We start from the raw sequence: 24,585 nt of genomic DNA on the forward strand, positions 1-24,585 counted from the left end.
AACGTAACCAGTGGATCTTAGCTTTGAGGATGAAAAACTGCTCTCTCATGTGCTTTGAGCTTGTTCTCTAAAGTAAAAGGTTTGCCTTCCCAGTCTTTGAGATAGCTTGATTTTATTTGTCTTAATTCCACAGGCTCTCCCTTTAAAATGCCCTGGTAATAATCCCAAAGGTTCCAATCGAGAGTAATTTCAAAGGGGCCAGGCTTCATATCCAAATCAAAGGCCAAGCGGCTGAGGGCAATGGCTTGAGACAAGAGTTCTTCTGAAAACTCTGTATTTCGCTGTTTCAGTAATTCTTTCAACCAGGCCTCAGATTCTGCATAGACCTGATCTACCTGCCCTGCTAAAATCCAGTTGATAAAGAGATATTCATCGGCCAACCAGAATACTGCCCATTCCCCTTCTCCCATGACAAATTCATAGTCACCAGCCTGAATGGAACGGGCTTTTTGAATCAAAAACTGAATGCCTGCGTGCAGAAGAGGGAAGCGTTCAGGAGCTTGAATCAGCCATTCCAGACTTTCACGGTAAGAAATACCGGCCTGATTGGCCAGGAGAATAAAGGGAAGTTGCAACCATTCCTTGCGGAAGTGAAACAGACCCGTCACCCAAGCGAAAACACGTGTGCGAACCCAGTCTTCGCGAGACATCGATTTTGAACCAATCACCAGTTCCTGGGTTTCTTCAATCCCATCGATGGCTTCTTCGGGTTTGCGGTGGGCATTGGCCAAGGGGACCTCAACAGTTTCAAGACCGTATTTGGCAATATAATCTGGGTGGCCCATTTCTGCATTGGGAAGAATGGCAAGATTGTGAAATTTAATGCAGCTGTGCTGACCTTGGCCCAAGAGGGTGTTAATACCTTCAGCAAAGGAGTCATAGCTTTCACCGGGAAGACCCACGATGATATCCGTATAGGTGATAATTCCATCACGGGTAAAACGCTGCTGTAAGACCTTAAAGGATTCAAGCGAGATATTTTCCCGGCGAATACTTTCAAGTGTATGGGGATCGATGGATTGCATTGAAAGTGTCACTTCGCTGTTGAGTTCGGCACCATAGAGCAGGGTTTGAATTTCATACACCCGTTCTGTCGCATTTTTTGCATTCTGAAACGACATCAAACGGGGATAACCCCATTCTTTTTTGGTTGCAGCCAATTGGCGAGCCAGCTCAACATCACGGGGCAAAATACCGAAATTGGCATCACAGCAAAAGACAAATTCCAGTTGGTATTTTACAAACCAGTCGATTTCCTGGTTTAAACGCTCCAAATCAAAACTGTAGATTTTGCTTTGAACGGCAGAACCCCAATCACAAAAACTGCACGAAAATGGACAGCCACGATTGGTTTCCCACATTGCAGACCACTTTGTGGGTTTGATTTGTGAGCGGATCAGCGGTTCAAAAATGCCTTTTAAATAGGGAGACGGGATTTGATTGATGTCTTTGATTCTGGCCCCAGGTGCTTGGTAAACAAATTGGTTTTGCTTGAGATAACTGATCCCGGCTATGGTTTGCCAATCGCGGGTTTCAAGCTGTTCTAAAATGTGTAGAAAAACCGCTTCGCCTTCGCCATGCACACAGAGGTCAATAAACGGATTTTCGCGTAGAAATTTTTCGGCCCGGTCAGGTACCTGGGGGCCGCCCAACACGATGAGTGCTTGTGGATTCGTTTCTTTGACGGCTTGTGCAATTGCCAATGTGCGTTTGACATTCCACATATAGGTGCTGAAGCCTACCAGGTCTGCTTCTCGGAAATACCAACGGGCTTGCGCCAGGGAAACGGGTTTGTGAATGGGAATCAAAAACTCAAATATATCAGGCTGACTCGCGTGTTCCTGGGCATACGCCTGCAACAAACCCACAGAATAGGGGAGGTAATTCATGGCATTGCTGTTGATCTGAACCAGACCAATTTTCCAGGGATGGCGCATATAATATCTCTTTGTTTTTCCTGTATTATACCCTTTCACACCAGCACTGATTTTTACGCATGGCGAATTCTTTGAAAGGTCTGAACCTATGTCACATCCGCTTTCACTTTCACAGCTGCCCCTCAGGGAAATGCAATCACAGCTGGGAGAAAAATACAGTTATACCGCTGATCTCAGCCAATGCTTAAACATGCAGAAACTTCAGGTCTATTTTGAGATCCTGCCCCCTGGACGCAAAGCTTCAAAATCGCATTATCATTCTCACAAAGAAGAAATGCTTGTCATTTTGGAAGGGCAAGGCCTTTTAAACGTGGGCCAAGATTGCTATCTTCTCAATCCAGGAGATGCATTTGGGTTCCAACCCGGTAGAGAAGCCCTGCATGTGCTTGAAAATCAGGGCGAAGTTGATTTGCGTTATCTGATCATTACCCACTTCAGCCCTGAAGATACTATCGTTTGGGGCGAAACAGCTCCATAAATAATTGCTTAGCTTTCGAGCTCAGCCAGTACTGAATTGAGTAAGTCTTCACTGGAATGGCTGGATTCAATTAAACCTTTGAGCGCAGGTAAAATAGCTGGCAAATAGGAGCCTACGACTTCCAGGGTATCGACAACCAAGTCCAGGCTAATCTTTGAGCTATCAAAGCGCAAGGCGTATTGATAGGCGACTTCGCCCTCAGGAGAAACGAAGAGGGCCCCAAAGGGCAGGATTTCATTGCATCCCATTACACATTGGAAGCTCTCCAGGTGTCGGCTGGTCTCCAATTCTGCAAAGGAAACTGGCAAAACCATCTGAAATTGCAATGTGAGGGGGCCTTGTTTGCCTTTTTCGGGAGCATCGCTGATATACAGTCGAATCACAAATTGAAAGGCTTTTGGGTCTTCTGAAGCAGGATCTTCAAGGGCCACCAGCAGAGACTCCACCTCGCAATCGGGCGAGGCAGGCATCCATTCTATGGCAGCTCCTTCCTGCTGAAGGGCTGTAAATAGGAGGTGAAGGGGAGAGTTTGTTTTTGACATATTCTTTTCTTTCTATTGAGCGGATTCGGCTTTGAAGTTTTTTTTCCAGCCCCAATGGGCAAAAATCTCGGCTCCCTGTTCAGACTTTAAGAAATCACGAAAAGCTTTGAGAGCGGGTTTCGTTTCTCCGCGTGTGCTGGGGACAATGGCAGTATCCCGATACAGGGCATATTCAGGTTCAATATTGACCAGATCAGCCAAACTTGGATTGGCGATTTGCCAGATATTCCAGATAATCCAGACATCCAATTGAGGTTCTTGACCCCAGAATTGTCGTGCTTCAGCGCTGTTTTTAGCTGCCACTTTAATATTTTGACGCAAAGCCTTCACTTTTTCAATCTCACCACTGCGTCCGATCATGTCTTCCCATGCGCCTGTCTGGCCTGCTCCATTGACGACTAAAATATTCAAGCCTGGTTTTAAAAGGTCGCGTACCCCCCGAATCTTCTTCGGGTTGCCGGGTCTTACCAAAAGTGCCAAAGGTCTTAAATATAAAGGTTCGACTTTTGGGCTCGAAATTTGTCCCTCAAGGGCCAGGATAAAGTCACTCATCATGTGTTCAGAGCCAGAATATATCATGTCAGCATTTTCTTTTGCCTGCTGAAGCCAGGCAGAGGTGGGGCCAGCCGTGATTTCAACATGAATGGAGGTTTTTTGTTCAAAAACTTGGGCCGCTTCGCGCATGGCGGGGGCGGGGCCACCGGGCCCGTAAACGTGGAGAACTTCCTGGGCAGAGACAGCCTGGGCAAATACCAGACTGCTCAGTACGAAGGTTTTTAGCAGGAGACTCAATTTCAAAATCTTATCCTCAACTTTCTTATGGCTTTAACCGCTTAGACAATTTGTTTAGGGTATTCAGGTTGCGAAAAGTAATTTTTTGCTTCAATCTAGACTCAATCGCTTTGATGAGCTGACTTTGATGCACGCCTTGAGCACAATAGACATAGACTGCATGTTGACCGATATGCCAGTTCTCAGTTTTTGATTCGCCATTCAAAGTTTTGAGTTGGGAGAGCTCACTTTGATTGCTGAGAATTCCGATCTGAACTTTGGCAGGATCAAAGTTTTCAGGGGGAAAGGGGTTTTCTAAGCAGATATTTTCTAATTCCTGAAGCGGAAAGACCATGACTGGATTGTTTAAATTGAAGCGCTCAGCCAGGCCTTGAATAAAAGCTTGTTTGATGGCGGATTCAGATACTTCGTTGCTTGAAAAATAGAGGTTTCCACTGTTTAAGAGCGTTCCTGGGTTTTCAAAACCTAAGTCGCGCATCATCAGGATCAAATCGGCCATGGCAATCCGATGGTGCTTGCCGACATTGATACCCCGCAAAAGGGCAATCCAAATTTGCATGAAAATGCCTGCTTTTTCTTTTCAGTATAGCGAATCGGCAGGCAGAAAACCCCCCAGAATTTCTGGAGGGTTTGATAAAGGCTGAGATTTATTCAGTAAAACTGGTGCTGAGAGCCTGTCTGTGAATTTCGGCGATGCCACTGAGGGTATTGAAGCGAATGCCTATTCCCAAGGGCTGACCTGCAGCAGAGGTGCTGCTGCGCAGGCCTTCAACCAAGGTGGTAAAATAGCCGTCCAACCAGACTTGGCTGACTGTGAAGTTGGTACTGAAAGCCGTATGGTAGGCATCGCCATTTTCTCCGCTCAGGTAGTTATCCAACGCTTCTCCCAGATCCGCGATCAGGGCTTGTGCATCGGCTTGGCCTTCTGTCTCTGTCTGGTTGGTGCCACAACTCTGCCCGGCATGGGTTTCGGCCAGACAGGCAGGATGTGCTTTGCCCATACTGCCCACAATAAACAAGGATTGATCCAGTTCTGACTGGCTACTGGGATAAAATGGCGTGATCCAGTGGTTGACATCTTGGGTAAACCAGCCCCTGGCACGTTGCTGGGGATTGGCTTGAGGGGCAGCATCGTGGTTTCTGGCTGGCGTGGCCCGATCGGCTGGAAGCCAGAGATCAGGGTAATCGCTCTGGCTTAAAGAGGCCTGGCAATCTTCAACAACGCCCCCAATGGTGTTGATGCCCGCATCAAGAGCACCTTGAACCCATCCTCCCGCTGTGCCAGTTTCATTACAGGCCCCTGAGGCGATGTTTCCCTCTGCCCCAGCCGCGTTGAGTTCACTTACCAGCGGTGAGAGATAGGCCACGATTTCTGAATAACTTGCGTTTTCGTGCACATCGGCATGAAGGCTCACGCGGTGGCCATAGCTGTTCTGGAGCAAATTCACAAGACTGTTTAAGTTAAAATCTCCATTCAGAGGGGTGTGAACGGTGGCTTCCCCCTGGTAGGTTCTAAGAAAATCATTCCCCAAACCGATCGACAAGCTCAGCCCTGCATTGTGCGCTGTTCTTGCGATTTGAATGAGATAATCGGTTTCTTGATCATTGGGAAGCATGGCATTTTCAACATGCAATTCCATGACCAGATTCAAAGTTCCTGAAGTGGGACGGGCTGGAATTCCACTCGGGCTAGAACTGGGGCGTGGGGCGGTGTAAGGGATTGCACTCGGCGTAGGGCTGGGCAAAGGTTTTGGCGTAAATTGGGGAGTGGGGCTTTTCAGTATTTGGGGCAAAGGACTTTGCTGACTTGAACGATCCGGCAGGGGGGAAGCAAAGTTTGTTTGATAAGGGGTGGGGGTAAGTTTGTTTTCAGTTGTATTTTCTTGCATTTGCGTTATTTCAGTCTGTGGGTTTGAAGTTGCTTGTGAATTGGAACCTGTCTGATTCTGTACAGAGGAAGCAGAACGGATGGAGGTAGATTGTGTTGTTTGTGTTTGTTGCGGAGCTTGAATACTGAGTAAGGATTGCAGGATCTCAGGATTTTGACAGCCTGTGATCGTGGCGCAAGCTAAGCTTGCGCATAAAATTTGAGTGAGTTGAAATCTTTTCATAATCCATGATTCTCCCTAAGGTTTTTTTATTGGGCAACCCGGCTGACTGCTTGAGTCCCGTGGCTTTGCGTCCTCACCTCACGGTGAGTTTGCCTTTTTCCTCCCTTGCGGAGGGATAGTTTGATTATCCTCAACTTGAGAGGGCTTTGCGATGCGCTCCAATACAGCTTTTGTGTTAGCTTGCTGGCATGAAAAATGTGATCAGCTTGACAATTTGGCAAGTAAATTTATTAAGCATTGCTTGCTCGAAGCTTGTCTTTTCAGCTTTAGAGGGGCTTCAGAGTTTGCCACAAACAGGGGGTAAGAAAAAAAGAACCTCCTTTTCAGGAGATTCTTTAATTTGTAAATTTAAATTCGTTTGATTCAGGCTTAATCTTCAAGACCCAATTTATTCATAAAACCGGGATCCAAAGGTTCTATCGCTGGTTGGGGCGTTTTTTTGTAAATTTCAATTGGATTGGGGAAGGGTTTAATCCGGGGGAAGGGATCTACAGAGGGTTTCCCGACATGGGGTGGAATTCTGTTTTCGGCAACGGCATCGGCGATTTGATACATTTTTTGGAGAATATCGCGTTCCCATTGTGAGGTCTCATTGCTGCCCATGCGTTTGACGATATTGTCTTTCAGATCATCCAATTCACCAGGGGTCATGCCCTCAATGTTTTCATGAAACGAATTCAGGGCATCGCGTTGGGCTCCGGGATATTTTGCACTGGCTTGAGCCAATGTTTTTTCAATACTTTTGTTATTGCTGTGAAAGAAAGTTTCGGGAGGAATGACACAACCTCCGGGTAAAATGGAGTTGATATGTGAGTCTTTGGCGTGAATCGCTTGGGCAAATTCATTTTCACTGTTTTTGATCTGGGCATGTGTTGCTTTTGCTTCACTTCCCCCTGAGGTTTTTGCGATTTGGGCCAGATGATTCTGATTGGGTTGAATTTGCATTGATGAATGACTCCTGAAGCTTGATAATTTAACTTATCCTTTCAAATAGGCGCTTCTTGTTCAAAAAAATAAATATTAATCCAAGCTTAAATTTATTAAGCTGAACTTTTTGTTGATAAACCTCAGAAAAGATCGTTAGATCTTTTCTTCAAACAGCTTTAATTTTTTGAGCAAAATAGCGTAAGTATTTTTTGAAATCTCAACATGTTCTTCTTTAAGATTTTCATAATCAAGCGTGGCGAAGGAGACTTTTTTGCTCCAGGTATTTTTGAGTTTATCCCATTCTTTTTTCTGGGCCAGATTTCGAATAAAGCAGAGAGGTTCTTCCTCTTCACCTGAACTCGGACAGACTTGAGATTCCAAATTGGCCCTTTCAAGGATTGGACGCGTTGCTGATTTCTTGAGCCGCGCGTAAGCCTGAAAGATAGGCGCCATGCACGGTGCTGAAGTGATAGCGTTCGGTTGCTTCGCCAGCAAAGAAGAGGATCTCTTCGATGTTTTTTGCAAGGTTTTCACGCATAGGAGGGAGGGCACCCAGCGCATTAAAAGAATAAGACCCATAAGAAAATGGATCTTCTCCCCAACGCGTAATTTGGTAATCACTGGGTTTGGGAATATTTTTGCCGAAGATGGTCTGAAGGGTTTGCATTGCGCTGGAGACGATCTCCTGATCCGACCATTTTTCCATGCTTTTGGCTTTTTCACCTGAGCTGAATCCCAAAAGAATCGGGAGCTGAAAGGTTCGCTTGAGGCTGAGCCATTCCGTCCAAGCGGCTTGACCCTGGGGAATTTTCTCGATCCAATCAGACTGTTCAGGCCAGAAGGCACGAGGAAAACGCAAATAGAGTTTGTTGAGAATCCCCATTCCCAGTGCTTGGATCGCTTTTGTTTTTTCCTGAGGCAGGGCCGGGCTGAATTGAATTTTTCCGGCTTTCAGGACTCCCAAGGGCACGGTCACCAAGACACGATCGGCGAGATAGGTTTTGTTTTGTGTTTTAACAACAATTTCGTCTTCAGACCAGTCTATCGATTTTACCTCTTGATTGAGAGTATATTGAATGCCTTTTGCAAGCGCTTGAATCAAGATCTGATAGCCTTGGCTAAAAAGAGCATCCGGGCCATCGAATTCTGCTTCGGATTCATACCATTGGGCAGAGAGTAGCTTGCTGCTGCCAGCATATTCCTGCTCAATTCGGGCACTGATTAAAAAATCAACCCACTGCTGATCCTGTCTTGACAGAGACTGATATTTCACACCCTTGTAAACAGCTGATTGGAGGGATTGATCCTTGTTTTGCTGGTTGGCTTGCTGTATCGCGCTTTGGATTTTATGCCAGAGTGATTCGAGGTGTGCCTCCTGACTTTGATTTAACGCTTTGCCATCGCTTGTATAGATTGAATAGCGATCATAACTGGTTTGAACTGTTTTGGCTTGAATTTGGGCGGCGAGCGCTGTTAAGGGGTTGTCTTTGACACCATGGATCCAACTGGCACCCAAATCCAGAGGTGTATCTTTCCAGTTTTGACTGGTCCAGATTCTTCCTCCCAAACGGTTGCGCCCTTCAAGCACCACTACTTCATAGCCTTTTTTGACAAGCGTTTGGGCTGCGGCCAGGCCCGACATGCCTGCCCCTATGATCAGAATACGTTCTTCTGCTGAAGCTGCCCTTGCCTTGAAGGGTATTTGAGCACCCGCAAGAATCCAGCCCATTAAGATGAGGAACTCACGTCGGTTCAAAAATGCGCCTCCAGGCGTTGATTGATTCGATTTTTGAGACCTAAAGCAGGCGATCTTTGCCTTGCATTTCAAGGTATTTTACTGCCGCTCTGACTTCTTGAGAATGATCGCGATTACAGATTAAAAGTGCATCTTCGGTGTCTACGACGATTAAATTTTCAACGCCAATCACGGCGGTAAATTTATGCGGTGAATAGATATAGGAATTTCGTGTTTCTTTGACAAATACTTCGCCAGTCAAAGCATTTCCTTCTCGGTTTTTTTGACTGAGTGAGTAAACACTTTCCCAGGAGCCGATATCGCTCCAACCAAAATTCCCACGCAGGGTAAAGACCTGGTTTGATTTCTCCAATACTGCATAATCGATTGAAATGGGAGGCAAATCTGAATAGACCTCTTCAAGTTTTTGAGCAAAATCTGGAGCCAGAACTGAGTCAGGTAGGGCTTGCAGTGCCGTGTAGATTTCTGGGCTATGCCTTTCCATTTCGGCCTGAATGGTGTCTGCTCTCCAGATAAACATGCCTGAATTCCAGAGATAATCTCCTGAGGATACGTATTGGATAGCTCTTTCCAGATCTGGTTTTTCAACAAATTCCAATACCTTACAGATTGCCTCACCTTGATTGCGAATATGCAAATAACCATAGCCTGTTTCAGGCCGATCCGGCTCAACTCCCAGCGTGACCAAATAGGGGCCTGTTTGAGCGAAATCAAGCGCCAGTTGAATCTGTTGGATAAATAAGTCTGTCATTTGAATCATATGATCGGCTGGCAAAACCAACATGAGTGCATTGGGGTCTCGCGCCAAAAGCAGTTTGGCTGCCAATCCAATACATGCCGCTGTGTTGCGACCCATGGGTTCTGCGATCAGATTTTCAGGCTGCCAATCAGCAAGTTGCTCGCGAATTAAATCGGCCTGTAACTCATGGGTAATAATAATTTGATGGCTGCGGGGGATCAGGTTTTTCAGTCGGGAAAGGGTCTCTTGAATCAGGGTGTTTTCGCCAAAAATATTCAGGAGCTGTTTGGGCAAGGCCTGTCGGCTCCGTGGCCAGAAGCGTGAACCACTGCCTCCAGCCAGGACGACTGCATAAATCGACTTTTCAGCCGACATTGGCCTGTTTAAAACATTCAGGGAAATGGGCTTCTAATAATTCACGCTGCAATTTAAACATAATCTCTTCTTCTTCAGGTTCCTGATGGTCATAACCCATCAGATGAAGAAAACCATGGGTGACCAAAAATGCCAATTCACGATCCAGGCTGTTTCCTACTTCTTGAGCCTGTTCATTTGCTTTTTCCAGGGAGATGACAAGGTCACCCAAGAGATTGTTTTCCATGCCTTGAGGAAAGGAAAGCACATCTGTGGGCATGTCTTTTTCACGGTACTCCAGATTGAGTCTGTGTATCGTCTGGTTATCGCAGAAGGTTACGCTGACAGTTGTTTCGGGTGCACAATCCATGGCTTTGCCTAGGCTTTCCAGATAGGCAACAAAGCGGTGGTTATCCAAGTGGTAATTTAAGCGCGCAGGCAGTTCAGGATCGATGTCGAGATTAATAAAGATTTCCATGTTTCCTCAAAAAAAATTGAATCTTGATCATTATAACCTGAGCCCTGGGTCAAAAAGAATTTAAGCCTTGAAGAGCAAACAACTGAGATATTCGGCTTTTCCGGCTCTACCACCTCCCTTACCCTCTCTGGTCTGGAGTATAATGAATTTATAGGCAAAGCTATGCAAACGAAAATGGATACGGTTATTGAGTCCCTGAAACAACGGAGAGAAGGTGTTCTTTTTGTTATTTCTGGACCTTCTGGTGCAGGTAAAGGAACCATTGTTCAATCTTTGCTTCCCCGCCATCAAGACTTGCATCTTTCAGTTTCAATGACTACCCGTCAACCTCGGCCCGGAGAAATCGAAGGACAACATTATTTCTTCGTCAGCCAGGATGAATTTGAAACCCGTATCAGTCAGGGAGAGTTCTTGGAATATGCGCGCTATAATGGGCAATATTATGGCACTCCCCGTAGTTTTGCATTGAATAAAATTGCGCAGGGTCAAGACGTGATCCTCGAGATTGAAGTACAAGGGGCCCAGCAAGTACGAAAGAACTGGAATAAACGTTCTGTTCTGCTTTTTGTAATCCCCCCTACTTGGTCTAATCTGGAGTCACGTTTGCGTCAGCGCAGTACCGAGTCCGAATCTGCCATTCAGGCACGCCTGAACAGGGCAAATGAAGAAATGGGCTATTTACCAGACTATGATTATTACGTGATCAATGATCAGCTCGAAGAGGCAGTCATTGCTGTTTCGAGCATTATTGATGCGGAACGTCAGCGAATCATTACCACTTCCACGGGAGAATAGGAAAGCATGTCTACTCCGAATTCAGGGTCAAACGGCAGATCTGGCCAAGGTGACGAAAACCGTTATCATTTGGTCAATACAGTGGCTCAGCAGGCCAAAATAATTATGGCGCATGACCCCAATCCAGCGTTGGCATCTAACCATGCCGCTATTCGTGAAGCTATGCGTAAAAATCGCAATCAACGCGCTCAAGAGAGCTAGGCTCTAACCCTTTTCTTTTAAAGGAAGAGTTGATTGGCCATTGTTTTTTTTGTGCCACAACCAGGCTGTGGAGAGAATATCTTCCAGCCTGGAAAATTGAGGTTTCCAGCCCAAAATTTGCATGGCCTTTTCTGATGAGCCCACCAATACAGGGGGGTCTCCTTCTCGAGGGGGGCCTTCAACAAGTGGAACCTCTCGGCCAGTCACTTTTTCAATACTTGCAATCACTTCTTTCACTGAAAATCCATGACCATTTCCAAGGTTAAAGCAAGCGCTTGTCTTTTTTTCGCGTAAAAATTTTAAGGCACGAAGATGTGCTTGGGCTAAATCCCAGACATGAATATAATCGCGGATACAGGTGCCATCATGGGTATCGTAGTCTGTTCCATGAATAAAGACCTGTTCCCTTTTTCCGGAGATGGCTTCGAAAATAATCGGTATCAAATGCGTTTCAGGTTCGTGGCACTCGCCCAATTCACCCTCAGGATCTGCACCTGCGGCGTTAAAATAGCGAAGAGACACGTAGTTGAAATTTTGAAAGGCATGGGCATAATCTGCGAGCGCCATTTCAATTGCCAATTTGGTTCTGCCATAAGGGCTTAAGGGCAGAAAGGGATGGGCTTCTGTCAAAGGCAAAAATTGGGGGGTTCCATAGATGGCACAGGTCGATGAGAAAATGAAGTTCTGAATTCCCGCTGAAATGACTGAATCTAAAAGTGAGAGGGTTTTGAGTACATTGTTTTGGTAATAGCGATCAGGTGAGCTAACCGATTCTCCCACCGCGATTAAGCCTGCAAAATTCATGACGGCACTGATGGCATATTTTTTAAACACATAGGAAAGTTTTTCAGAATCGCCAATATCCCCTTCAATAAAAGGGCTGTTTGGATTGAGAGGGGCATGTCCTCCACTCAGATTATCGTAAATTAGGGGGGCTAAACCTTGTTTTTGCAGGTATTTAACGACATGAGAACCGATATATCCGGCCCCACCCATGACTGCGATGCCTGTCATCTCTCCTGCATTCCTCGATGAGCTAGATTCTGTAGTAACTGTTTGGATTGGGAAAGTATAACACAGGCTCTTGTTTACAGGCAGCCTGTTCTTGCGACGGTTGCTTGCAGGTTTTCGCTGTGAGGTGATGTGTTATTCGCTTTATTTGGTTAAGCACTTGTGCTTTTGGAGAAAGGAGACGATTTGTAGCTTGTGGCGAGGATGGAAAAAAGCCATGCCCTGTGTTATTTTAAGTGAAGCAAATCAGTCTTGAACTGACAGGAGAATGTGTGTGATTCAGCCCATTTATACTTTGCACCCCAGCAATACTCCTTTGCTGATCAGCATGCCGCACAATGGATTTGCCATTCCTGAGCCTTTACGTTCAAGGATGACGCAAGCAGCACAAAGCAGCCCAGATACAGATTGGTTTCTCGATAGACTTTATGCTTTTGCTGCAGAAATGGGAATTGGGATGCTCAATCCCCATTTTTCACGTTATGTCATCGATCTCAACAGGCCCGCCGATAATGCCAATTTATATCCAGGACAAGATACGACTTCGCTCTGTCCTGTGGATCGCTTTGATTCTGGGCCAATCTATTTATCGGGCCAGGAACCCGACGATCAAGAAATTCAATCCCGAATTGATACCTATTGGAAACCCTACCACCAAGCGCTTCAATTGGAAGTTCGACGCTTGCACCAAGAATTTGGAAAAGTTTTGATTTTTGAGGCTCATTCGATTGCTGCTGAGGTGCCAAGATTTTTTTCTGGAAAATTGCCAGATTTGAATTTTGGAACGCAATCAGGGCAAAGCTGTAGCTCAGATCTGGAGGCGCGAATGGTCAATATTGCTGAAAACTCGGGCTATTCGTGGGTTTTAAATGGCCGGTTTAAAGGGGGCTATATTACCCGTGCCTACCATCAGGTGCCAGAGCAGATCTATACGCTTCAACTTGAATTATCGCAAGCGACTTATCTTGACCCCCAACGCTTAACTTGGAAAGCGGACCAAGCCGAGGAGATTATCCCCGTATTAAAAAAGGTTGTGCAGTCAGCATTGGATTGGCTGAATTCTTGAATTGGCAATGGTTTTGGCGTAGGATTCTGCAGAAATTCAGGTCTGTGATCCCTTTATTGGGGTTGGCTTTGGGGATCATGTTGGTTTTTTCATGGGCAGGACAATTTGTTTTGCCCATGCTACCCAAGGCTTTTCAAATCTTTTTGCAAGAATTGATTCGTGGAAATTTTCATGCCTCATTCAATACCCTGCAATCCTTTTTTCAAGGGCCCACGGGGATGGGCGCATTTATCCTGCTACAGGCCCTGCAGGTCGTAATTGCTCCGATTCCTGGACAATTAATGGGCTTGATGGGGGGGGCTTTGTTTGGCTTTTGGAAAGGCTTGCTCTTTTCAAGTCTGGGCTTGGGCCTGGGTTCGCTCTTGACCATGTTGCTCGGACGTTTGGGGGGCAAGCTGCTGAGAAAATTTCTTCCCCAAAAACTTCTGAATAACTGGCTGCCTTTGCTTGAAAAAGGAGGGGTGATGACGTATTTCCTGATTTTTCTTTTGCCAGCCTTTCCTGATGATGCGCTTTGCTTATTGGCTGGATTAACGCGTTTGCCCCTTAAAGATTTATTTTGGGCCAGTCTTTTGGGGCGTTTGCCTGGTTTGGTATTGTTGTGCCTGGCCGGAACACAATTTGAATCAGATCCCCTCTGGGTTTATTGGGGGGGAGGTCTATTGGGGGGGCTGAGTGTGCTGATTTGGATTTTTCAGGAAGAAATCGAAAGCCACTTAAGAAAACATTGGTTACGAGCTTAAAGGACCTGGAGCCTCACCTTGATCAGTCCTTTGTGGGTTAGGGCAATTTTTTTAAATGCTGAAACTGAAAGATCAATAATTCTGCCACCGCCATAGGGCCCACGGTCATTGATGCGCACGACAACAGATTTGTGATTTCGCAGGTTGGTAACGCGTACAACCGAACCCAAGGGCAGCGTACGATGCGCAGCTGTCATTGAATAGATGTTTACCTTTTCACCCGAAGCTGTACAACAGCGCCCATGAAAACGGGCATTGTAATAGGAGGCAAATCCTTCCATAGAAGGAGACTGTTTACGAGCTACTGAGGGAAGCGCTGAGCAAAGAAAAACGAAGCAAACCAAGGGTAAAAGCATTCTTTGACCTGAAAAATTTTTGCCGGTTTTCAGTATGTTCATTTTACAAGATACCCTTTGAAGTCATTTTGAGCATCGCGTTTCCGTTAGGGAAATGGATGGTGCCCAAGGGTCGTAGAAAGTTTAAAATATGAGAAAATCAAGTTCTCCTCACCTTTTTCCCTTGGCTTTGCTGCAAAAGCGAGGTATTGTCGAACTGACAAATGGTAATTGAAACGTTAGTATACAATCATACACATGAGTATGTCAACCCACTGATCAGCGTGATTTGAAGAATTTTCAAAACATGAACAGCAATCGACATGAAATCAAGATCGGTATTCAGGCTTTTACGTATTCTGAATTTTTCAGTGTTTGGAATGCTTTTTGAGCGACCGTTAGCGCTTGACTATCAGAAGATTGCAAGAGCTCTTGAATGACCAAATCCGCTTGATTTGGATCGATCTCTATCAATGCAGCCAGTGCGAGACCGCGAAGTTCGCTGTCCCCCCAACTGGGGGAATGGGCAAGTTTGATAATGATCGGCAAGGATTTTTGAGCCCTCATTTTACCCAGTGCTGTGATAGCCAGTTGCTGTAAACGAATATCGACAAGATAATCTTCACTGCTGGCTGTCAGGATTTGCATCAGAGGTTCAATCGCTTGGGGGTCTTTTAAGCTGCCAAGTGCTTCAGTTGCAGCCCAACGAACTTCAAGCGCAGGATCTTCAAGGGCCTGGATCAAGGCTTCACTATTTTTACCGCTGGCAAAAATTCCCAAACTGCTGGCCGCTTGGGCGCGAACTGAACTTTCAGAATCTTTCATCAGCAGCTCAAGAATTTGGGGGGAACTTTCCTGGCGTTGATACGTTCCCAAAACCTCCAATGCTGCCTGCCGCACCTCAGGATAGGGGTCTGACAAGGTTTCGTGGATAGGGTCAAATTCGTGAAATTGTGCCAAGGCTCTTAAACAGGCTTGCCGAACCCGAATATCAGGATCCTGTAACATTTCTTTGAGCTTTTCTGTATCATTTTGATCCTGAAGGTTTCCCAAAGCTTCAACAGCCGCTTCACGCACATCCCGGTGCCAGTCTTTTAAGGCTTCAAGAATCAATGCGTGGGATTGTTTTGCTTTGAGTTGTCCAAGTGAAAGGATAGCCTGTTTACGCACTTGTTTACTTTCATCTGAAATTGCACGGAGTAAGGCCGAGACAGATTCTGGCAGGAGGAATTCCTGTAAAGAGAGCGATGAGCGAACCCTTTGTTCCTGAGACTGGCTGTTCATGCCCACTAAATAGAGCCAGATCGGGTTTTCTGGTTCCAGTTTTAAGAGCGATCGAGCTGCCATTTGGCGAATACTTCTTTCGGGATGATCAAGGGCCTCACGCAGGATGGGAACTGCGGATTCTCCGTGAGAAAAAAGCGCTTGAACCGTTGCCTGTAACAATCCCAAATGGGGTAAATAAAGAGATTTATGTAAAAGTGCTAAAATGCGCGGATCAAGGATTTCGGCTGAAATTTGCAAGATTAACAAACGCAAGGATTCATCACTGCTGTCAAAGGCTTTAAGTAAACTGAGCAGTCCTTTTTCACCCATATGGGCCAAGCTTTTAACGGTCAGACTGCGAATATCCTGATCCCAATTTTGAAGCAGATCTTCTAGTTCTGAATAGGAATGCAAATGTTTTAAGACCTCAAAAATCATGCTGCGAAAATCAAAGTTCTCGCTGCGATGTAATTGAGAAATCAAGGGGGGAATCAAGCGATTGTCCTGCCAGACAACCAGCTTTTTAAGCGCTTTGATTTGAATCTCAAGTGGAAGCGTCTGCCATTTCTCCATTACAGGCAAAGGATCAAAGCTACCGATATAGGGTTCTAAGCATGCAATCAATTGAGGAATCACTTCTGGCGTCAGCGTATTTACTTGCTCCAATAGGTGTTGAATCGCCTCTGAACCGAGGTTTATGAGCGCTTGAACCGTGACTTCGGCCAGTTGAGGATCTGAAATATTCAGATTGTTCAAGAGCGGCTCGAGGGCTGACAGGTCGCGAATTTGTCCCAATGCCGCTGCTGCAGATAAGCGCACGGCCTGTGCTTCATCGTTTAAGGCCTCTGCCAGTGCAGGGATGGCTTCTGACAATCCAAGACAGCCCAGTGCTTCTGCTGTTGCTGCACGTAAATCGCGCGTACCAAATTCAAGTGTTTCCAGCAAGGGAGTCAAAGAATCCGGGTGTGCCAGTAAACCCAAAGCTTTGATTGCGGCCAGACCGACTTCCAGAGATTCATCCTCAAGTGCCCGACACAGGCCTTTGAGTGCTCTTGAATCTGAAAGGATTCCCAAGGCAGTGGCAACTGATGCGCGAACATGCTCGTCATCGTCGTCTTTCAGGGCTTCGAGAAGATCCTCTAAATTTCCGGTATCTCCCAAGTGGGCAAGGGACAGAGCCGCTGCTGCCCTGACTTCTTGAGCTTCGTCTTCTACCAATGCAATCTGCAAACCTTCAGTGGCATAGAGATCTCCCAATTCCCCTAAAGCCTGTGCTGCTGCGGCGCGCACATCGCGAAAGCCGTTTTCAAGTGCAAAGACCAAGGGCTCAACAGCTTGCATATCCCCGATTTTGCCCAAAGCCAGAACGGCCTCTTTTCGTACATCCCGGTCACGGTCTTCAAGTGCCGTTAATAAGGGTTTAAGGGCTTCGATGTCTCCAATTTTACCCAATGTTTGTATTGCTGAAGTTCTTACAAACCAGATCTCATGTGCCATTTTTTCGAGCAAGGGTTCAACCGCAAGTGTTCCAAAACGTGGAATGATCTCACATGCTGCTTGACGAATCGATTCTTCTCGATCCTCGATTAAGCCCAATAAAACCTTTAAACAGGGCTCGGGTTCAGGATCTGGATAGAGATTGATAATTTTTAAATAGGCCTGTCTCATCTCTAAATTTTCGCAGGCCACCAAATCCGCTAGCCAATCGTGAAGCGCTAACCATTCTGGGTGTTTTTGAAAGAGTTGCAAAAGATATTTTTTTACTTCGAAATGATCTTCCTGGTGTAAACGATTGATTAAAAAGAGTTTCAAGCGTTCATCTAAAGTTTCAGGGAGGCTTTGAAGTGCCTCCAGACGCTCTTCAAAGTCAGGGGAGAGGGCACTGAGTAAGAGAACCCAGATTTCTTGAGCTGGTTCAAGTCTTTGCAAGGAATCCAATACCTGTAAAAGAACCTGAGCATCGCTATCGCCCAGACAAATTTGGAGATAGTCCAGAGCCAATAAATGCCCAATTCTGCCCAAGGCTTGAGCGGCTGCTGTTCTGATTTCTGGCTCTTCTGCTCGCAAATAAGCAGCCAAAGGCAGAATGGTTTCCATGTCTCCCAATTCACCCAGTGCGATTATAATTCTGTCTTGCCAAGTACTGGCTGGAACCCGAACGATTTCATCCAATAAATAGGGAATAGCTCTGCGATCTTCCCTTTGACCCAACTCAATCACAGCTTCAGGACTGATTTCTGGCTCATGTAAAAAGACATGGTAGAGCAGTACCCAAAGCGCTTCTTCAGGTTGAATTTGGCTTAAGGCAAGAGCTGCCGCCAGTCGCACAGCCTTATCTTCGTCATGAAGCAATTCCATCAGGGGGGCAAGCGCTGATTCAGCGCGCACATGGCCGAGAATTTGTGCGCCTAACGCTCTTACTTTGGGCCGATGATCTTGAAGCGACTGTCTGATCAATGCTGAAGACACCATTCCTCCCAAGAGAGCCAGTCCCTCTGCTGCAGCCATTTGAAGAATTTCGTCTTCAGATTGACGTAGCATGAGCAAAAGTGGCTCTACAGCATGCATGTCACCGGAATTTCCCAGACCTTTGCAGGCTGCCATTTTTACTTCTCGATCAGGATCCTTCAGCATGAGATTGAGCAGGGCTGCGTTTGCGCGATTGTCGCGTTCCCCGCCGATAGTGGAGTAATCATCTCTTAAGCCCCCGAGATAACGTGCTGCAGACTCTCGAATTTCCCATTCCGGGGCATTAAGTTGCTCGAGGATCTCTTCAAGGGGACAATATTTTTTGAGTGATTGAAGGACTTCAAGGGCAGAGCGGCGAACCAACCAATCGCTGTTTTTCAATTGTTCCAAGAGAAAGGGGACAGCACTTTGCCCATACTTTACGATTGCGTCATAGGCAGCTTGAACGACTTGGGGGTCTGAATCTTGCAAGAGTGCAAAAATCCCAACCATGGCTTCAGGGGTTTGTATGCCTGCCAAGGCCTGTATCACTGTTCGGCGAACATCCGGATCTCTGTCGTTGAGGGCATCAAGCAGAGGGGTTAATGCCCGAGCATCTCCCATCAGGGCCAGTTCAAGCGCAGCACTCTCGCGCATATTTGCACCAGGATGCCTTAATTGCAGTAAAAGTCTGTCTAGGTCTTCCAAATCAAAACACCCTACCCCTCATCAATAGTACACACCTATTTAATTTATTTAATTATTACGTATTCTTGAGTTAACTGCTATGGCTCCCCAGACAAAGGCCCTTACACTTCTGATTATATTCCCACATACAGGTATACTGAATCTCAGTGGTATCAAGTTCTTTTGAGGTCTAATCAATTTGGGCGAAATTTTTCCAACTGAAATGGTGCCTGTGACCGAGCCCTATTTTTTATTTTTTCAGAATTTCATTGAAGCTTGGCCAGACAATGCAAGTGTTGTGCTCAGGTCGGGAGATATCGACCGCTTTACGTGCTCTCAATGTGGGGTTTGCTGTACTCTGCCCTGGCGAATTCTGATTGACCGCGACTATTACGAGCGTTGGTATCAGCATTTTGACGAGCATCCATCGGGAAAGTTTAAACGTCCCTTTGTGAAGCTTCATTTAGACAGTGATGTGCAGTATGCAGATATCCGTCGCCAAGCACAGAGCAACCGCTGTATTTTTCTGCAGGAAAATAACCAGTGTTTTATTCACAGTGAATACGGGCCGAGTGCCTTGTCGAATGTCTGCAGAACCTATCCGAGAACCAGCCTTCGTGTGGCTCAGAAATATGGTGCAGATTATTTATTGGCCTCTTGCCAGACTTCACCGGCATTGATCTCTCAAAACCATGATTTCTTTGCCTATTTTGAAACCAAAGAAACCCAGCGAGAAAGAGCAGACTCTCAAGCCTCTCCCCTTGAGGGGGCTGGTTTCTCAAAAAAAGTCAATCTGCTCTGGCTGGGATTGTGTCTGGATGTCCTGAACCTGCCTCAAAATACGCCTTTGCAAAATTTACGCAGTTTAAATTTCAGTTTGAGCTATTTTTCCGAGCGAAACTTAGCAGAGATTCAAGAAACTGAGCTGATACGGCTTTACCGAGAACAAAGGCGAATCAGCGAAATCCCCTTGATGGTAGGGCCCTCTCAATCAGATCAAAAAACTGCTCTTGCCTGGTTTTTTAAATTGATTGAGCCCAGTTTTACCCCTATTCTCAATTATGCTCAAGCGCTTTATCATGCGCATTTGCCCTGGCCTGAGCTCGGCGACCCAGAGTTGCTACTTTTCAATGATTTTATCAAGAACTATTTGCTTCGAAAAATGATTACTTTGCCCTATGGGGATTTGTTTCAACAAAAACTGAGCTTTTTTCAAGCTTTTTTTCAACTCAGTCTGCACCTTGTGATGATTCAGGTCTTGGCAAGCTATTATGCCTATCGCAAAGGAAAACCCATCGAACTGAAAGATTTGACCCAGGCCGTGAATCTGGTAGAAGGACGTTACGGTCAACGAAGAGATTGGCCAGAAAAGCATAAAATCAATAGAATTTCAGATCTTGATGCGATTGAGTTTATGCAAATAGCCCTTTCGCTTGATTTTGGGCATCATTTGCTCCCTGTTTTGGAAGCGCAGACTTGAAAGTTCTGAATTGCTTTCTGTTAGGTTTGCTGTGTCTTTGCCTTCAGGCAGGAAAACTTCCAGCTGGAAGGCACCAGCAGGGCGTAGTTCGCCTGAATCATCAACTTAAAAAGCAGAAGCAACCTGGATCTTCATACCGTTTTGTAGTGGCGGGTGATAACCGGGACGGCAATCGAATTTTGGCTCAAATTCTCCAACAGGCAGCCAAAGAACACCCTGACTTTATGTTGCATTCTGGAGATTTTGTGGCCTTGGGGCAGAAGCAGGAATATTTGAACCTGCTCAAGCTTTTAGACCGCGCGCCTTTCCCGATCTTTGCGGCGATGGGGAATCATGAAATTTACCAGGGGGGAGAAAAATGGTATCGCAGCTATTTTGGCAACCCAGATTTTTATTTTGATGTTGGCCCGGATCGCTTTGTAATCTTAAATAATGCAAATGCTGCTCTCAAACCCGAGCAAATTCAATGGCTAGATCAGGTATTACAACGTCCCCGGCGCTATAAGTTTTTACTGATGCATTATCCACCGCAGAATTTGATTTGGTTTTATGCCTTTTCCGAAGGTGCCAATCGCTTGCGTGAGGTCGTTACCCGTCACCACGTGAATTATGTGTTTATGGGGCATATCCATATTTACGATCAGTTGATTCAGGATGGGGTGCATTGGCTGATCTCAGGGGGGGCTGGTGCGCCGCTTTACCGCATGCCCTTGTATTATTCCCCCCAAGGAGGGGCCTATTCGCATTATGTGGTCATGGATATCAGCCCTGAGGGGATACGGGAGACGCTTCGTCCTCTGAATTGAGTTGAAAGAGCAAGAGCTTTTGACCGCGTGTGACAGGTGAATCTGCGTCTACAAAACATTGAATTATTTTTCCTGAGCCGGGTGCCAGGAGGGCGGTTTCCATTTTCATGGACTCAAGGATCAAGAGTGTCTCGCCTTCATTCACCACTTTGCCAATTTCAGCCACGATTTTCAAAACCCGTCCCGGCATTTGGGCGTGAAAATCTTGGGTATCTTTCGTCTGCGGGGGCTGGACGCGCAGGCGTGCCAGAGGTTCGAGGCTTAAATTGCCCCAACTGGGGTGGTAGAGCCACAGTCTCTGATCCTGAAAACAATAGCGGACATGAAACCTCTCATTCTGATATTCGAAAGTGAGCGTTTCTGAGTCAAAACCTAAAATTTCGAAGATTTCAGTGCTTTGATCTTTCAAATATTCCATGCGCTGGTTGCCCAGATCGCGGTAAGTAAGTGCAATTTCTTTTTCATGGTAGCGAAAAAATTCGTGTTGAGCCGCTCCTTTCAAATTGCGCCAGCCTTTGGGCAGACCCAGGAGGTGCAGGGGGGAGAGCAGGCGTGAATTCAATCGCCAGATCAAGGCTGCCATCCAAAGGGCTTCGGGTAAGCGGGAGGGGAAGGTCTTGCTTTCCAGCCAGCGTGTATGCAGGTTCCCGCTCTGAAACTCAGGATCAGAGCAGACTGCCTCCAAAAATTGAAGATTGGTTGAAACACCCAAAGCCCTTGTTTTGCGCAGGGCTGCTTTCATTTGAGCAAGGGCTTGCTCTCGATTGTCTGCGTGGCTGATCATTTTTGCCAGCAAAGAATCATACCAAGAACTGATGACTTGTCCGGCTTGAATGCCATTTTCAATCCGAAGCTGACCAGGCAATTCCCAAACTTTCATCTGGCCCGTTGCGGGGCAGAAATCTGCTTGTGCATCTTCTGCACAAATTCTGACCTCCAGGGCATGGCCCTTCAGTTGAACTTCAGCCTGGCTCAAAGGCAGAGGCTCACCTTGGGCCAGACGGATTTGCCATTGCACCAGATCCAAGCCTGTGATGGCCTCCGTGACCGGGTGTTCAACCTGAATACGCGGATTGACCTCTAAAAAATAATAGTGATCTTCAGAATCGAGGATAAACTCGATCGTGCCAGCCCCCACATAGTGTAGTAAACGGGCGAGTTTCAGTGCGGATTCACCCATGGCTTCTCTTAATTTGGGATGAAAATGAGGGGCAGGGGCTTCTTCGATGATTTTCTGGTATCGTCTCTGAATCGAACATTCTCTTTCCCCCAAATGAATGACCTGACCGCTTTGATCCCCAAGAATTTGAAATTCAATATGGCGAACGGGGTGAAGGTATTTTTCGAGATAAATTCTGGCATCTGAAAAAGATTTTTGGGCTTCCTGGGCAGCAGACTGTAAAGCGTTTTCAAGCTGTTCAGGGCCTTTCACCAGGCGCATGCCCCTGCCCCCTCCTCCGCCGACGGCCTTGACCAGCAGGGGATACCCCAAGGCCTCTGCCTGAGTTGATATCGCCTCAGGAGAAAGCCCCGTCAATGCAAAACCAGGTACCACAGGCAAGCCTGCTTCGAGGGCTTTTTCCCGCGCTGCTGTCTTTGCGCCCATGCTTTCAAGTACTGCCACAGAAGGGCCAATAAAGACCAGCCCCGCTTGCGCACAGGCGTTTGCGAAATGGGGGTTCTCGGCGAGAAAACCATAGCCTGGATGCAGGGCCTCTGCTCCCGCCTGCTTTGCGATTTCAAGCAGTCGGGGAATGTTCAAATAGGATGCGGATGCTGGAGCGGGCCCGATACAAAAGGCCCGATCTGCCTGGCTTACGTGGGGAGCTTCGCGATCGGCTTCTGAGTAAACCGCAAGGGTTTCAAGCCCCAGGCTCTGACAGGCCCGAATAATGCGACAGGCAATTTCCCCCCGGTTGGCGATCAGCACGCGTTGAAAGGCTTTGCTCACATTCTGAATACCCCATAGGCTTCGCTGCCTTCAATGCCTGCCTGATAAACGGTTGAAAGCGTAATTCCCAGCACATGCCGGGTATCACAGGGATGCACCACCCCATCATCCCAAATCCGGGAAGTAGCGTACCAGATACTGGATTCTTCAAGCACCTGTTGATGAAGGCGTTCTCCCATCTGGGCCAGTTTCTTTTCATCCAGGTTTTTTCCGGCCTTGAGCGCAGCTTCTCTTTGCACTGAAGTCATGACTCCTGCCAGTTGTTCGGGGCCCATGACAGCGATACGGGCATGGGGCCAGGCAAATAAGAAGCGGGGTTGATAGGAGCGGCCGCACATGCCATAGTTGCCAGCCCCATAGGAAGCCCCTACCAAAAATGTAATTGCGGGTACCTGGCTGTTTGAGATGGCATTGATCAGCTTAGCGCCATTTTTAATAATGCCCCCGGCTTCATATTCACGGCCCACCATGAAACCTGTGATGTTTTGAAAAAAGAGCAACGGAATTTTTCGTTGGTTGCAGAGCTGAATAAAGTGAACGCCTTTTTCCGCAGATTGTGAAAACAAAACCCCATTATTGGCTAGAATGCCGACCGGATAGCCATAGATTGTGCCAAAGCCTGTCACCAGGGTTTCGCCGTACTCGGGCTTAAATTCTGCGAATGCCGATCCGTCAAGGATACGTGCCAAGAGTTCGCGAATATCATAGGGCTTTCGAGGGTCGGGTGGGATCAAGCCGAGCAGTTCTTCTATCGGAAATAGAGGGGGGGCAGCAGGCTGGGGAGGAGAGAACGCTGTATTTTGAAAAAACAGGGTTTCGACCGCTTCGCGTGCCAAAAGCAAAGCTTCCTGCTCTGAGTTGGCAATCGCATCAGCAAGGCCCGATTGTCGGGCATGCATTTCGGCTCCCCCCAGGCTTTCTTCATCTACCTTTTCGCCTGTGGCCATGCGCACCAGGGGCGGCCCTGCCAAAAAGGCCTTGGCCTGATTGCGCACCATAATGACCAAATCTGACATGCCCGGAATATAGGCACCCCCCGCTGTGCAGGAGCCAAAAACGATAGAAATACTGGGAATGCCCTGGCGGGAGCGTCTGGCAATATTGCGAAACGCAGCACCGCCCGCATTGAATATTTCAGCCTGGTGGGTCAAATCTGCACCTGCAGATTCAATCAGATAGAGCAGAGGCAATTTGTTTTCTTCTGCAATTTGATCCAGTCTCAACCCTTTTTGAACCGTGACGGCGTTCATGGCTCCGCCTCGGATGGTGGGGACACTGGCGTTGATCGCGCAGTCGCGGCCAGAAACCCGCCCTATTCCTGCAACCATGGAGGCCCCCACCGTGCTTTGGGCCTGATTGAGGCCAGCAAGGGGCATGAGTTCAAGGAAATAGCTGTCTGGATCGAGAAGCCCTTCTACCCGTTCACGTGCTGTGAGTTTGCCCTGTTGGCGGTGGCGATTCAAATATTTTTCATCACCCTGCCAAAGCGCTTGGTTTTGATAGTCTTGAAAGGTGAAGAGAATTTCCTGCCAGGCTTCTTGATTGTTTTGGTAGGCTTCACTGTTTTTTCGGGGGTGACTGCTGAGTGTTCGCATGGTTTATGTATCTTCCCCGGAAAATCGTTTTCTCAGGGGGACATGTGAAAATGCTTGAGCTTGAACGTGCATGCCTCTGATTTTAAC

General features: G+C 46.9%; 22 protein-coding genes and 1 riboswitch. Of the genes, 7 read left to right on the forward strand and 15 right to left on the reverse strand.

What is annotated here, in order from left to right:
- Nucleotides 1-17: 17 nt before the first annotated feature.
- Entirely contained in the window at nucleotides 18-1,937 is a 1,920-nt protein-coding gene (locus COW20_09945) for a hypothetical protein (protein PIW48400.1), read from the reverse strand.
- Between the two features lie 88 nt (nucleotides 1,938-2,025).
- Here COW20_09945 and COW20_09950 point away from each other — a divergent pair, with 88 nt between their 5' ends.
- Complete coding sequence (locus COW20_09950) at nucleotides 2,026-2,415, forward strand: hypothetical protein (protein ID PIW48401.1); 390 nt, start codon at nucleotides 2,026-2,028, stop codon at nucleotides 2,413-2,415.
- Nucleotides 2,416-2,423: 8 nt separating this feature from the next.
- On the opposite strand, the gene COW20_09955 is transcribed toward COW20_09950, so the two are convergent.
- The 9 genes from COW20_09955 to ybeY form a co-directional block, all read right to left on the reverse strand.
- Complete coding sequence (locus COW20_09955; protein ID PIW48402.1) at nucleotides 2,424-2,957, reverse strand: hypothetical protein; 534 nt, start codon at nucleotides 2,955-2,957, stop codon at nucleotides 2,424-2,426.
- Nucleotides 2,958-2,969: 12 nt separating this feature from the next.
- Nucleotides 2,970-3,755, reverse strand: a complete 786-nt coding sequence (locus COW20_09960) for an ABC transporter substrate-binding protein (GenBank protein PIW48403.1) — start codon at nucleotides 3,753-3,755, stop codon at nucleotides 2,970-2,972.
- Between the two features lie 19 nt (nucleotides 3,756-3,774).
- A complete protein-coding gene (locus COW20_09965) occupies nucleotides 3,775-4,308 on the reverse strand; it encodes a hypothetical protein (GenBank protein PIW48404.1) in 534 nt (177 codons plus the stop codon).
- Nucleotides 4,309-4,396: 88 nt separating this feature from the next.
- On the reverse strand, nucleotides 4,397-5,860 hold the full coding sequence (locus COW20_09970) for a hypothetical protein (protein ID PIW48405.1): 1,464 nt from the start codon (nucleotides 5,858-5,860) through the stop codon (nucleotides 4,397-4,399).
- 29 nt (nucleotides 5,861-5,889) lie between these two features.
- Nucleotides 5,890-5,964, reverse strand: a riboswitch (cyclic di-GMP riboswitch).
- A 265-nt stretch (nucleotides 5,965-6,229) separates the two neighbouring features.
- Nucleotides 6,230-6,805 (reverse strand): hypothetical protein, encoded by a 576-nt coding sequence (locus COW20_09975; GenBank protein PIW48406.1) that lies wholly within the window; start codon nucleotides 6,803-6,805, stop codon nucleotides 6,230-6,232.
- A gap of 135 nt (nucleotides 6,806-6,940) precedes the next feature.
- Nucleotides 6,941-7,168, reverse strand: coding sequence for a hypothetical protein (locus tag COW20_09980; protein ID PIW48407.1), 228 nt, complete (start codon nucleotides 7,166-7,168; stop codon nucleotides 6,941-6,943).
- 10 nt (nucleotides 7,169-7,178) lie between these two features.
- Nucleotides 7,179-8,543, reverse strand: coding sequence for an amine oxidase (locus COW20_09985; GenBank protein PIW48408.1), 1,365 nt, complete (start codon nucleotides 8,541-8,543; stop codon nucleotides 7,179-7,181).
- 40 nt (nucleotides 8,544-8,583) lie between these two features.
- Complete coding sequence (locus COW20_09990) at nucleotides 8,584-9,657, reverse strand: mannose-1-phosphate guanylyltransferase (GenBank protein ID PIW48409.1); 1,074 nt, start codon at nucleotides 9,655-9,657, stop codon at nucleotides 8,584-8,586.
- Nucleotides 9,647-10,114 carry an rRNA maturation RNase YbeY gene (gene ybeY, locus COW20_09995; GenBank protein PIW48410.1) on the reverse strand — a complete coding sequence of 156 codons (468 nt, stop codon included), beginning with the start codon at nucleotides 10,112-10,114 and terminating at the stop codon, nucleotides 9,647-9,649. Before ybeY ends, COW20_09990 begins: the two co-directional genes overlap by 11 nt.
- A 174-nt stretch (nucleotides 10,115-10,288) precedes the next feature.
- Here ybeY and COW20_10000 point away from each other — a divergent pair, with 174 nt between their 5' ends.
- Nucleotides 10,289-10,909, forward strand: a complete 621-nt coding sequence (locus COW20_10000) for a guanylate kinase (GenBank protein PIW48465.1) — start codon at nucleotides 10,289-10,291, stop codon at nucleotides 10,907-10,909.
- A 6-nt stretch (nucleotides 10,910-10,915) separates the two neighbouring features.
- On the forward strand, nucleotides 10,916-11,110 hold the full coding sequence (locus COW20_10005) for a hypothetical protein (protein ID PIW48411.1): 195 nt from the start codon (nucleotides 10,916-10,918) through the stop codon (nucleotides 11,108-11,110).
- 3 nt (nucleotides 11,111-11,113) lie between these two features.
- Here COW20_10005 and galE read toward each other — a convergent pair whose 3' ends face one another.
- On the reverse strand, nucleotides 11,114-12,124 hold the full coding sequence (gene galE / locus COW20_10010; protein ID PIW48412.1) for a UDP-glucose 4-epimerase GalE: 1,011 nt from the start codon (nucleotides 12,122-12,124) through the stop codon (nucleotides 11,114-11,116).
- A gap of 265 nt (nucleotides 12,125-12,389) precedes the next feature.
- On the opposite strand from galE, the gene hutG reads away from it, so the two are divergent.
- Together hutG and COW20_10020 are read left to right on the forward strand one after the other, a co-directional pair.
- Entirely contained in the window at nucleotides 12,390-13,187 is a 798-nt protein-coding gene (hutG, locus tag COW20_10015) for an N-formylglutamate deformylase (GenBank protein ID PIW48413.1), read from the forward strand.
- Nucleotides 13,188-13,231: 44 nt separating this feature from the next.
- A complete protein-coding gene (locus COW20_10020; GenBank protein ID PIW48414.1) occupies nucleotides 13,232-13,930 on the forward strand; it encodes a hypothetical protein in 699 nt (232 codons plus the stop codon).
- Here the strand turns inward: COW20_10020 and COW20_10025 are convergent.
- Together COW20_10025 and COW20_10030 are read right to left on the reverse strand one after the other, a co-directional pair.
- Entirely contained in the window at nucleotides 13,927-14,286 is a 360-nt protein-coding gene (locus tag COW20_10025) for a septal ring lytic transglycosylase RlpA family lipoprotein (GenBank protein PIW48466.1), read from the reverse strand. The two genes, COW20_10020 and COW20_10025, sit on opposite strands and share 4 nt — an antisense overlap.
- Before the next feature lie 321 nt (nucleotides 14,287-14,607).
- Nucleotides 14,608-18,636: a hypothetical protein gene (locus COW20_10030; protein PIW48415.1), complete on the reverse strand. Its 4,029-nt coding sequence runs from the start codon at nucleotides 18,634-18,636 to the stop codon at nucleotides 14,608-14,610.
- A 229-nt stretch (nucleotides 18,637-18,865) separates the two neighbouring features.
- Here COW20_10030 and COW20_10035 point away from each other — a divergent pair, with 229 nt between their 5' ends.
- On the forward strand, nucleotides 18,866-20,146 hold the full coding sequence (locus tag COW20_10035; protein PIW48416.1) for a hypothetical protein: 1,281 nt from the start codon (nucleotides 18,866-18,868) through the stop codon (nucleotides 20,144-20,146).
- Nucleotides 20,143-20,952 (forward strand): hypothetical protein, encoded by an 810-nt coding sequence (locus tag COW20_10040; protein PIW48417.1) that lies wholly within the window; start codon nucleotides 20,143-20,145, stop codon nucleotides 20,950-20,952. The genes COW20_10035 and COW20_10040 overlap by 4 nt, the downstream gene beginning before the upstream one ends.
- On the opposite strand, the gene COW20_10045 is transcribed toward COW20_10040, so the two are convergent.
- Both COW20_10045 and COW20_10050 read right to left on the reverse strand, forming a co-directional pair.
- Nucleotides 20,909-22,903: a 3-methylcrotonyl-CoA carboxylase gene (locus COW20_10045; protein PIW48418.1), complete on the reverse strand. Its 1,995-nt coding sequence runs from the start codon at nucleotides 22,901-22,903 to the stop codon at nucleotides 20,909-20,911. The genes COW20_10040 and COW20_10045 overlap by 44 nt on opposite strands.
- Nucleotides 22,900-24,498, reverse strand: coding sequence for an acetyl-CoA carboxylase carboxyltransferase subunit (locus tag COW20_10050; GenBank protein PIW48419.1), 1,599 nt, complete (start codon nucleotides 24,496-24,498; stop codon nucleotides 22,900-22,902). Before COW20_10050 ends, COW20_10045 begins: the two co-directional genes overlap by 4 nt.
- Nucleotides 24,499-24,585 lie beyond the last annotated feature (87 nt).

Source organism: bacterium (Candidatus Blackallbacteria) CG13_big_fil_rev_8_21_14_2_50_49_14 (assembly GCA_002783405.1).
Classification (GTDB): Bacteria; Cyanobacteriota; Sericytochromatia; order UBA7694; family UBA7694.